This is a genomic window from Pseudomonas sp. NPDC087804, assembly GCF_044742965.1.
Lineage (GTDB): Bacteria > Pseudomonadota > Gammaproteobacteria > Pseudomonadales > Pseudomonadaceae > Aquipseudomonas > Aquipseudomonas rustica.
Genome location: NZ_JBIUVN010000036.1, coordinates 1,574 through 11,523, shown reverse-complemented (window position 1 = coordinate 11,523; position 9,950 = coordinate 1,574). Strand labels below are relative to the sequence as shown.

Below are 9,950 nucleotides of genomic sequence, written 5' to 3'. Positions count from 1 at the left end.
GTGATCTTGCCTCTGACGTCGAACGTCAAAAGATCGCAGCCTGCGGCAGCTCCTACATCGGCAGTGGGTGTTTAAAAGCGTTTCGAAATGGGCGAACCTTCCCACAAGGTTTTCAGGTTGTCCGTCGGACGCGCGCTCTCTAGTCTTGGCTTGTCGCCGAAAACTCGGCGATCGGGTGTGAGAACCCGGGCTAAGTATTATTCCACCTGCAGTATCGTCATAATTGCCGCCAGTTCGTTGCTGCCTGCATTTCTATGGCGGCTGTGTGCGGGCGAACTTCGGTTCGGCCGGAAGTGGTGGTTCTTACCCGGTTTCTCACCCTGCACATAGCTGCCACCCAATACGTCGCGTGAGAAACGGCAATTGGTTGGCTCCGATCAGTGAGAACCGATTCCATGACTAAGCCCGTACCCGATCCCCCGCTCGAAACAACAACCCCCCTCGAAGACGCCATCCGCGCCGACGACCAGATCAAAAACCGCGAAGCCATCAAACGCGCCCTCGATTTCTACCTCAGCCCCGACCCGATAAAACCGCGCCTGCCCAGCACGATGTTCCTCGTCCACCCGAACATCGACACTGAAAGCCTGCTCGCTCACGCCTGCGAATCCCTGGCATCGGCCAACGTGATGGCCGGCGATTTCGCCGATCAGCTCAGCCGCCCGCAACGCAGCACGGCGTTGGCTATCCAGCAGATCGTCATGCTTGCCGAATTGGCGGTAAACCGGGCACTGGATCGGGTTGATCCCCAGCCCTGAAATCCCGTAGGAGCTGTCGAGTGCAACGAGGCTGCGATCTTTTGATTTTGTTTTTTTACAAAGCCAAGTCCGGAGCAAAAGATCGCAGCCTTCGGCAGCTCCTACAGTGCCGGCGTAGGCCTCGGGTTTTTCAGTTTCCATCGATAAGTTGATAAGTCCCAAAAAGAGACCTATCGTTCCCTTTTTGGGACTCTTCGGCGGCCGCAATGGAAAGCATCTCTCTAAGCGAAGCGCTGTTCACTAATACTCAGCAAAAAGTGTTGGGCCTGCTTTTTGGCAAACCCGATCGGACGTTCTACGCCAATGAGATCGCGCGTTGGGCGCATGTGGGTAAAGGCAGTCTCATGCGTGAGCTTGATCGCTTGCACCGGGCGGGGGTGTTGCGCATGACACGGGTGGGCAATCAGACCCATTACCAGGCCAATCCCGATTGCCCTGTCTATACCGAGCTTTTGGGCATATCTCGCAAAACTTTTGGCATTGCCGAACCTTTGCGCCAAGCGCTTCAGCCGTTTGCCGGGCTAATTGTCTGGGCGTTTGTCTATGGCTCTATCGCTAAGGACAAAGCAAACACACTCAGTGACATTGATCTCATGCTGATCGGCGAAGGCCTGCACTACAGTGACGTGATGGAACGGCTCATGCCCATGGAAGAGCAACTGGGCCGCCCCATCAATCCGACGCTTTACACCCCGCAAGACTGGGCAGCGAAGCTGGCAGCACAAAACAGCTTTGTTGTGCGGGTGGTGCAGCAGGAAAAAATCGATCTGTTAGGGGCAAACCCTTTGGAGTCCAAGGATGGGCAGCAACGAGAGTCTGGAGAATCTTCTACGTAGCGGCGGACTGAAAGCGGAGCCGCCGGATCACAAGGAGTGTGTCGGCTTGATGCGCTCGGCTGTGGATCGGCTCAAGGATGCGCAAACGTCTACGTTGTCTTTTGCCAGCCGTTTCGACTTGGCTTACAACGCAGCTCACGCCTTGGCCCTGAACGCACTTCGGTTAAGTGGCTATCGATCAGACAAACGTTATCTGGTTTTTCAATGTCTAGTGCACACCGCGCAGGTCAGCAAGGTGCAGGTGCGGTTGTTCGCTTTGTGCCACGAACGGCGCAACCTTGCGGAGTACGAAGGGTACATGGATGAGGATGAAGCGCTGTTGGCGCAACTGCTGGATAGCGCAGCGCAATTGCTCCATACCCTCCAGGAGCAATCGCGTTGAAGTCCGTCATCTTTCTCGTCGAGCCCGTTACCATCCGGCGAACGGCGCAAATCTTCAGGTGCCGACGCGGGGCGTGCAGGTATACTGCGCGCCTTCGCGGCTCACTGTTCGGGCCCGACTTTTTGCTTTCCGGAGCTTTCATGACTTCCCCGACCCAACCGCCGGTTGACGACGCTATCAGCGATGTCCCGGCCGATCTGACTGACGTCAGCGAAACCAAGCCTGCGATCCCGGCGTTCAAGTTCCCGTTCAAGCCCGGCGAATTGGCGGCTGGCAAGGACTCGAATCAGCCGTGGTACAAGAACGGCGCCAAGAACGGCCACACCAAAACCCCGGGCATGGCCCCGCCGGGCACGCGTCGGTCGATGGGTAAGCGCTGAGTGAGATCTGCTTTTTCTGACGGGCCTCTTCGCGAGCAAGCTCGGCTCCTACAGGTTTTGTGTCGTACACAATTGTATGAACACCCTACAACCCCGTAGGAGAAGGCTTGCCCGCGAAGAGGCCATTAGCCTCAGCACAACTCTCGAATCAAGCCGCCCGCAACGAAATAAACGCATACGTCTGCGCCGGCTCTGTCACCACCTGAGCCCCGGCCGCCAGCACTTGCCCGGCAATGTCCTCCCCGGACACATGAAACAACCATTCACTCTGCGCCGTGTTCAGCGGTTGCTCGATCACTTGATCAATCACCGACGCGAACGCGTCCATATTGGGCAGATACGCGGTAAAGCCGTCGCCCTTCAACGCCGTGGTACGAATCCCCAACGTCGCGCAAATCGCATCCTTGAGCCGAATGTCATCACGATCCGCCTGGCGTGAGCGCTGGATCAATTCGACCAGTTCCTGATCCACCAACTCTCCGCCCACAATCAACGCCGGCCCTTGTTCCCAAGACTCTGGCGGGCAATCTTTGGCGGCGGGATTGAGCGGGATATGCGGGTTGATTTCCGCCGGATAAATGCGGCACACCAGTGGGCGACGCTCGTAGATGCGGCAGAGCTTGTCTTCGTCAAGATTCCGGCAAGGCCCGACGTTGTACGCGGCGAAGGTGATTGCCACGTGCGCAGCGGTCGCGCCGCTGCGTACCGCCGCTGAACGACGTTCGGCGTGCTCGCGTTGCTGTGCTGGCAAGCCGAGTCCGTTGCCGAGAAAGGCCTCGACCAACACGATCACTTGACCACCGTCCGCCGCCCACATGCGGGCTTCGGCCAGGGTCAGGGGGACGTGGTGGTCGGTGCAGCATTTGCCGCAGCCTACGCAGGAAAACGTTGTATTCATTGAACGGCCAGTCGCGATTCAGGGCATTAAACGGTGACGGAAAACCACCGCGCTGACCTGAATCGAAGCAAGTTGTGCGCCACTCACTGGGTTTTGGCGGGCAGGCGGATCGAGTCCCACTCGGTGACGAACGCGGTTTTCGACTGCTTGTTGTAGAGGCACAGCTCGGTGCCTTGCAGGCCTTTCATGTGTTTTTGCGGGTAGGTGCCTTGCAGAAGAACGGCGGTGTAGCCGACGCGGTCATCGAATTGCGCGGGGCTGCCCACGGGTTTTGGGGTTTTGAGACCGCTGGCTTTGGTGCAGCTGGCGAGGACGGTTTTATCGTAGGCAGCCCAGGCGTCGGGGCTTGAGGCTTGGGCCTGGGAGGCTAGGGCGGTGAGGCAGAGGAGGCTGAGGGTGAGGGCTTTCATGATTGGGCGTCCTTGGTGTGGGTGGCCAAGGTTGGAGTCTGCCCAGACAGGGAAGTTGCCGGTGCTGGCCTCTTCGCGAGCAAGCCCGCTCCCACAATTTGAAATGCATTCCAAATGTGGGAGCGGGCTTGCTCGCGAAAGCGGTAGTTCAGTCCGGCACAATCTCCCGGCGGACTACAACCATCCCGGCACTTTCATACAAGCGCTGCGCCCGCAGGTTGTCTTCCAGCACCTTCAAATCAACAAACCCTTCACGCCGTTGCTGAAACACCTTGAACGCATTCATCAGCAACGCCCGGCCCAATCCTCGACCCTGCGCCCGAGGATGCACCACCAGATTCTTGATATAGGCACTCGTCCAGCACTGCGCCACACCGACAACCCCTTCGGCATCGCAGGCGATAAAGCACAAGGTCGGGTCGTATTCCGGATCGCGCTCAAAGCGTTGCTGCCATTCATCGAGCATCGGCACCCGGCCACCACCCTCGCGGTAACCGAGTTGCATCAGGTGATGCACCGCTGGCGCCAGTTCTGCGCGGTAAACGGAAATCTCGATGCCTGACGGCCATTGCACAGCCGGCACGACTTCAGCCAAGTCGCGCCGCATCAGAAAACAATACGTCTCGCTCAACACTCAATGCCCGTGCGCAGCGACATGCTTGGCCGCTTCGATCAAACGCTGGGTCAGTTCCGGCGAGGAGAATTTGGTCAACACCGCATTCGCTCCGGCCAGCCGCGCTTTTTCGCTGTTCATCGCGCTGTCGAGCGAGGTGTGCAGCAGCACGTAGAGGTGGGCGAAGTCCGGGGTTTCGCGCAGGGTGCGGGTGAAGGCGTAGCCGTCCATTTCGGACATTTCGATGTCGGAGACGATCAGGTTGATCTGCTGCGCCGTGCCTTGCAGGTCGAGCAGGCAGTCGATGGCTTCCTTGGCGCTGCGCGCGGTGTGGCATTGCAGGCCGAGGTTACGCAGGGTGTGCACCGATTGTTGCAGCGCGACCTGGCTGTCGTCGACCACCAGAATCCGTGCGTTACCGAGGACTTCGGCGTCTTCCATGGTCAGGTCGGTCGGCGCCATTTCGATCTGCGCCGGGGCGATGCTGTGGATGACTTTTTCGATGTCGAGCACTTGCACCAGCGTGCCGTCCACCGAGGTCACGCCAGTGATGTAAGCGCGCGGGCCGCCGGAGCCGAACGGTGGGGGTTTGATGTCGGTGGTCAGGCAGTGGACGATTTTGCTCACGGCTTGCACGTGCAGGCCCTGCTTGGAACGGCTGACGTCGGTGACGATCAGGCAGCCGCCGTCCGGGTCTTCGAGTGGTCGTTCGCCGATCGCGCGGCTGAGGTCGATCACCGAGAGCGAATTACCGCGCAGGGTGGCGATGCCTTTGACGTGCGGATGTGATTCCGGGAGTTTGGTCAGCGGCGGGCAGGGAATGATTTCACTGACTTTCAGCAGGTTGATCGCCATCAGCTTGCCGCTGCGCAAGGTAAACAGCAGAAGCGAAAGTGAATCTGCGCGGGCTTTGGTGGAAGACATATAAACCTTCTGTGGAAAAAGGTGGTGGGCGAGGGTGGGGATCGCCAGGAACTATTGATGCCGGGTTATCGGCGTTAAGGGGTGGGGCTTTAGGTCAGTTGTCGGGTTGGGGTTGGATTCAGAGCCGGATCCAGCGCCCCTCACCCCAGCCCTCTCCCAGAGGGAGAGGGGGCCGACCGAGGTGTCTGGCGTTTTACATCGACCTGAACGACCGAGTCGATTATGGATTCGGTAAAGCAGGTTCACGTCGGCGGACATCGCCAATATCCCCCAATCAGTCCCCTCTCCCAGTGGGAGAGGGCTAGGGTGAGGGTGTGCTTCTAGCCCTTCATACCCAACCGCTTCGCCATCCGCCCAAGATTCGCCCGATCCAGCCCCAGCTCCCGCGCCGCACTCGCCCAGTTATCCTGATTCCGCTCCAGTGCCGCACTGATCAACCGCCGCTGATACTCCTCAGTCGCACTGCGCAAATCACCGTTAATCAACGGCGCCGTCGCGACAACATCAGCAGCCGCGCCGGCAGAGTTATCCACAACCTCACGCGGCAAATCCAGATCCGCTGCACTCAAACTCAAAATCTTCGGCCGCACCTTGCAGTTACCCAACGCCTTCAACGCACTGCGCCCAATCAAATGCTCCAGTTCGCGCACGTTGCCGGGCCAGGTATAAGCGAGCAGCGCTTCCTGCGCATCGCTGTTCAGACGCAGGCTATTAAGGCCCACGCGCGAACGGTTCTGCTCCAGAAAGAAACCGCTGAGCAACAACACATCCCGCCCACGATCACGCAGCGCCGGCACACGCAGCGGGTACACACTCATACGGTGATAGAAGTCGGCACGATAGCGACCGCTGCGTACTTCCTCGGCCAAATCGCGGTTGGTCGCGGCGATCAAACGCACGTCGACTTGATGCTCTTTATCCGAGCCCAAACGCTGCAACTGCCCGCTCTGCAACACCCGCAACAACTTGGCCTGCACCGTCAGCGACAATTCGCCGACCTCATCGAGAAACAGCGTGCCGCCATTGGCCAGTTCAAACTTGCCACGACGGTCGCTGGTGGCGCCGGTGAACGCGCCGCGGACGTGGCCGAACAGTTCGCTTTCCACCAAGGTGTCCGGCAGTGCGGCGCAGTTGAGGCTGATGATCGGTTTGTCGGCGCGCGGGGAGGCGGCGTGGATCGCTTGCGCCACCAACTCTTTGCCGACTCCGGTTTCGCCAGTGATCAATACAGTCAGGTCACTGCCGCCGACCAGGTTGATCTCTTCCACCAAGCGTTTGAGCGCTTTGCTCTGGCCGATCATTTCGCGGTTCTGCTGACCGCTGGCCTGACGGTACACCTCGGCGCGCTGATGCTCGTCTTCGGCACGATTCGCCAGACGCTCGATGCGCTCGGCCGCGTTGACCGTGGCCGAGGCCAGACTGGCAAACGCTTGCAGAGCATCCAGTTCAATCGGCTCGAAACGCTCCGGATCGAGCGCGTCGAGGGTGATCAGCCCCCAGAGTTTTTCATCGACAAACAGCGGGCAGCCGAGGCAGTCGTGGACTTCCAGATGTTCGTCGAGCCCATCGACCAAACCGTCATAAGGATCGGGCAAGTCGCTGTCGGCGGCGAAACGCGTTGGCCCGGCACCGGCCAGTAAAATTTCGAAACGCGGATGCTCGCTGACCTTAAAACGGCGGCCAAGGGTGTCGGTACTCAAACCATCGACTGCCAGCGGCACCAGCGATTCACCGTCGAGGCGCAACAACGCGGCGGCATCGCACGGCAGCAGGGCGCGCATGGCTTCGAGCAAGCGTCGATAACGCTCGCCCTCGGGCAGTTCGCGAGACAGGTCGGAGACTAATGGCAGTAGAGCGGTAAGCAGAGATTTGGCAGTCATGGTTGTGTAGTCAAAGAGACAAGATGTAGTCGAGATGACTATAAAACCCTTTGAGTCGTTATGACTACATATTTCTCAAGCCATTGATTTATAGGGATTAAAAAGTTGGCACGGAAACTGATATGACTCAGATAACTTTTTCAAGAAGCTCAGGAGTCACTCTTATGCTTAGCGTCCAGGATCGTGCCATCGTCAAATCCACTGTGCCTCTGCTGGAAAGCGGCGGGGAAGCGCTGATCACGCACTTCTATCGCATGATGCTCTCTGAATATCCGGAAGTGCGCCCTCTGTTTAATCAGGCGCACCAAGCCAGCGGCGATCAACCGCGTGCTCTGGCCAACGGTGTGTTGATGTACGCCCGCCACATTGATCAACTCGATCAGTTGGGCGATCTGGTGGCGAAGATCATCAACAAGCATGTGGCCCTGCAGATTCTGCCGGAGCACTACCCGATTGTCGGTACCTGTCTGCTGCGGGCGATCTCTGAAGTGCTCGGTGACGAAATCGCCACCCCGGAAGTGATGAGCGCGTGGGGCGCGGCGTACGGTCAACTGGCCGACATTCTGATCGGTGCAGAAACAGCCATCTACGACGAGAAAGAACACGCGGTCGGCGGCTGGCGTGGGGCGCGCGATTTTATCGTCGCGGCCAAAGTTGAAGAGAGCGCGGAAATCATCTCGTTCTACTTCGAACCTGCCGACAAAGGCCCGATTCTGGCGGCCGAGCCGGGTCAGTACATCGGCATGAAACTGATCCTCGATGGCGAAGAAATCCGCCGCAACTACTCGCTGTCAGCGCTGGCTAATAAAGGTCAGTACCGCATCAGCGTTAAACGTGAACCGGGTGGTCGTGCGTCGAATCACTTGCACGATCAACTGCACGTCGGCGCGAGCATTCAGCTGTTCCCGCCATCGGGCGAGTTCACCCTGACGGCCAGCGATAAACCGCTGGTGCTGATCAGCGGCGGCGTGGGTATTACGCCAACATTGGCGATGCTCGAAGCGGCGCTGGAAACCGAGCGTCCGGTGCACTTTATCCACTGCGCGCGCAATGGCGGCGTGCATGCGTTCCGCGATTGGGTCGATGGCTTGGCGGCGCGTCATCCGCAGCTCAAGCGTTTCTACTGCTACGCCGAAGACGATGGCGTGAGCCCGGCGGCGGACAAGGTCGGCATGTTGAGCCTGGAGCAATTGGGCGAGTGGTTGCCGGAACAGCGTGATGTCGATGCTTACTTCCTTGGGCCGAAGGGGTTCATGGGCGCGATCAAGCGTCATCTGAAAGCGCTGGGTGTGCCGGAGCAGCAGAGCCGTTATGAGTTCTTCGGGCCGGCTTCGGCTTTGGAGTAACCCCCAGCAAAAGATCGCAGCCTTCGGCAGCTCCTACAGGGAAAGGGTGTAATAACTGTAGGAGCTGCCGGAGGTTGCGATCTTTTGATCCTGGATTTAATGAATCCTTAACCGCTTTATCGTTTATTCCCCCGGTGTAGACTTGCGACAACTTTCAGCCGCACGCCGGCTGAACCATGGACATACAAGGGAAACGCGATGAGCGAGGAAACAATGCGGTTGGGACGTGAGCGGCGCTTTCTGGTGCTGTTGGGCATCATCTGCCTGGCGCTGATCGGTGGGGCGTTGTACATGCAGATCGTGCTCGGTGAAGCGCCATGCCCGCTATGCATCTTGCAGCGTTATGCGTTGCTGCTGATTGCGATCTTCGCGTTCATCGGCGCGGCCATGCGCACGCGTCGCAGCATCACCGTGTTCGAAGTGCTGGTGGTGATTTGCGCACTGGCCGGCGCGGCTGTTGCCGGGCACCACGTGTACACGCAGTTCTATCCGGCAGTGAGCTGTGGCATCGATGTGCTGCAGCCGATTGTCGATGATCTGCCGCTGGCGAAGATCTTCCCGCTGGGCTTTCAGGTCGACGGTTTCTGCTCGACGCCGTACCCGCCGATCCTCGGCCTATCGCTGGCGCAATGGGCGCTGGTGGCGTTCGTGCTGGTGGTGATTCTGGTGCCGCTGCTGACCTCGCGTAACCGCAAGGCACTGCGCTGAGTCAACTATTCGGCAAGCAAGCCGATACAGAAAACGCCTCGATTTGCGGATCAGTAAATCGGGGCGTTTTGCATTTCAGAGACTTTGTGAAAACACCGTGACGAACGGCAACGGAGGGTGCGACAGGTGTGCGACATGTTGTCACACGCGGTGTGTCGCAGGGCTTCGCGAGGGGCTGGATTGGCCTCCTGTTACACAAAAACATTGGTCTGTTTCGGCAATTTTCTGCTTTTAAGCACAAACGCTCGAACAGGCAGTTTTAACACGCTCTGGCAAATGGCCAGAGCCCTTGTGTTATCGGGCTTTACGCTGATATCGACGTGGGAAAAAGCCATCAGAGCTGTCTGAACTGAGGCGGGTAGACCTACAATTTTTGGTGTTTTTGTTGAGAATCGATTTCGATAACATGTGGAACTTTTGCAAAAATGGCGATGGATTGTTGCTCGAACGGATAAAAATTATTTCGGGATAAGACATGGTGTATAGGGCGCTACCTATCTACAATCGCCCGCACTGAATTCCCGGCACTGTTCAGCCTTTATTAAGGAGGCGAGCAGGAAGTCGGGTGTCGAGTGAGTCGTTAGGCTTCCAAGACACCCAGGTGTCGGTGCCTTCCAACTTTCCGCACCAAATGGAATTGGTCTGTAACTAGGCCTTTGACCACGAATTCGAATAAGAACTCACCGCTGTCCCAGGATTTGTCGAGCGTCTGACGCGAGACGGGCGGCCCTTATTCAATCCAAAGAAAATGCCAACCCTTGGCAGGGTGAAGTGTTGGCGATCAAAACCCAACTGCATTGCGCAAGCTGCTTTAG

At 58.3% G+C, this 9,950-nt stretch carries 11 protein-coding genes; 6 read left to right on the top strand and 5 right to left on the bottom strand.

Features of this window, described 5'->3' with window-relative positions; translation table 11 throughout:
• Positions 1-395: 395 nt before the first annotated feature.
• The 4 genes from ACIOMO_RS25745 to ACIOMO_RS25730 all read left to right on the top strand — a co-directional run bounded on the left by ACIOMO_RS25745 (position 396) and on the right by ACIOMO_RS25730 (position 2,356).
• Positions 396-758 (top strand): DUF6124 family protein, encoded by a 363-nt coding sequence (locus ACIOMO_RS25745; protein WP_053123610.1) that lies wholly within the window; start codon positions 396-398, stop codon positions 756-758.
• 206 nt (positions 759-964) lie between these two features.
• Positions 965-1,594: a nucleotidyltransferase domain-containing protein gene (locus ACIOMO_RS25740; RefSeq protein ID WP_053123608.1), complete on the top strand. Its 630-nt coding sequence runs from the start codon at positions 965-967 to the stop codon at positions 1,592-1,594.
• On the top strand, positions 1,557-1,976 hold the full coding sequence (locus tag ACIOMO_RS25735; protein WP_053123606.1) for a hypothetical protein: 420 nt from the start codon (positions 1,557-1,559) through the stop codon (positions 1,974-1,976). The genes ACIOMO_RS25740 and ACIOMO_RS25735 overlap by 38 nt, the downstream gene beginning before the upstream one ends.
• A gap of 140 nt (positions 1,977-2,116) precedes the next feature.
• Complete coding sequence (locus ACIOMO_RS25730; protein ID WP_053123604.1) at positions 2,117-2,356, top strand: hypothetical protein; 240 nt, start codon at positions 2,117-2,119, stop codon at positions 2,354-2,356.
• A gap of 148 nt (positions 2,357-2,504) precedes the next feature.
• Here the strand turns inward: ACIOMO_RS25730 and ACIOMO_RS25725 are convergent, their stop codons facing one another.
• The 5 genes from ACIOMO_RS25725 to norR form a co-directional block, all read right to left on the bottom strand.
• Entirely contained in the window at positions 2,505-3,254 is a 750-nt protein-coding gene (locus ACIOMO_RS25725; RefSeq protein WP_053123602.1) for a YkgJ family cysteine cluster protein, read from the bottom strand.
• Positions 3,255-3,337: 83 nt separating this feature from the next.
• Complete coding sequence (locus tag ACIOMO_RS25720) at positions 3,338-3,664, bottom strand: hypothetical protein (protein ID WP_401244291.1); 327 nt, start codon at positions 3,662-3,664, stop codon at positions 3,338-3,340.
• A gap of 148 nt (positions 3,665-3,812) precedes the next feature.
• Complete coding sequence (locus tag ACIOMO_RS25715) at positions 3,813-4,271, bottom strand: GNAT family N-acetyltransferase (protein WP_401244289.1); 459 nt, start codon at positions 4,269-4,271, stop codon at positions 3,813-3,815.
• 27 nt (positions 4,272-4,298) lie between these two features.
• The gene (locus ACIOMO_RS25710; RefSeq protein WP_053123596.1) at positions 4,299-5,201 is read right to left on the bottom strand and encodes a chemotaxis protein CheV; all 903 of its coding nucleotides are present in this window, start codon (positions 5,199-5,201) and stop codon (positions 4,299-4,301) included.
• Positions 5,202-5,521: 320 nt separating this feature from the next.
• Positions 5,522-7,081, bottom strand: a complete 1,560-nt coding sequence (gene norR / locus ACIOMO_RS25705; protein ID WP_053123594.1) for a nitric oxide reductase transcriptional regulator NorR — start codon at positions 7,079-7,081, stop codon at positions 5,522-5,524.
• Between the two features lie 164 nt (positions 7,082-7,245).
• Between norR and hmpA the strand changes: the two genes are divergently transcribed.
• Positions 7,246-8,427 (top strand): NO-inducible flavohemoprotein, encoded by a 1,182-nt coding sequence (gene hmpA / locus ACIOMO_RS25700; RefSeq protein ID WP_401244286.1) that lies wholly within the window; start codon positions 7,246-7,248, stop codon positions 8,425-8,427.
• A gap of 198 nt (positions 8,428-8,625) precedes the next feature.
• Entirely contained in the window at positions 8,626-9,135 is a 510-nt protein-coding gene (locus ACIOMO_RS25695; RefSeq protein ID WP_053123590.1) for a disulfide bond formation protein B, read from the top strand.
• The last annotated feature ends 815 nt before the right edge of the window (positions 9,136-9,950 follow it).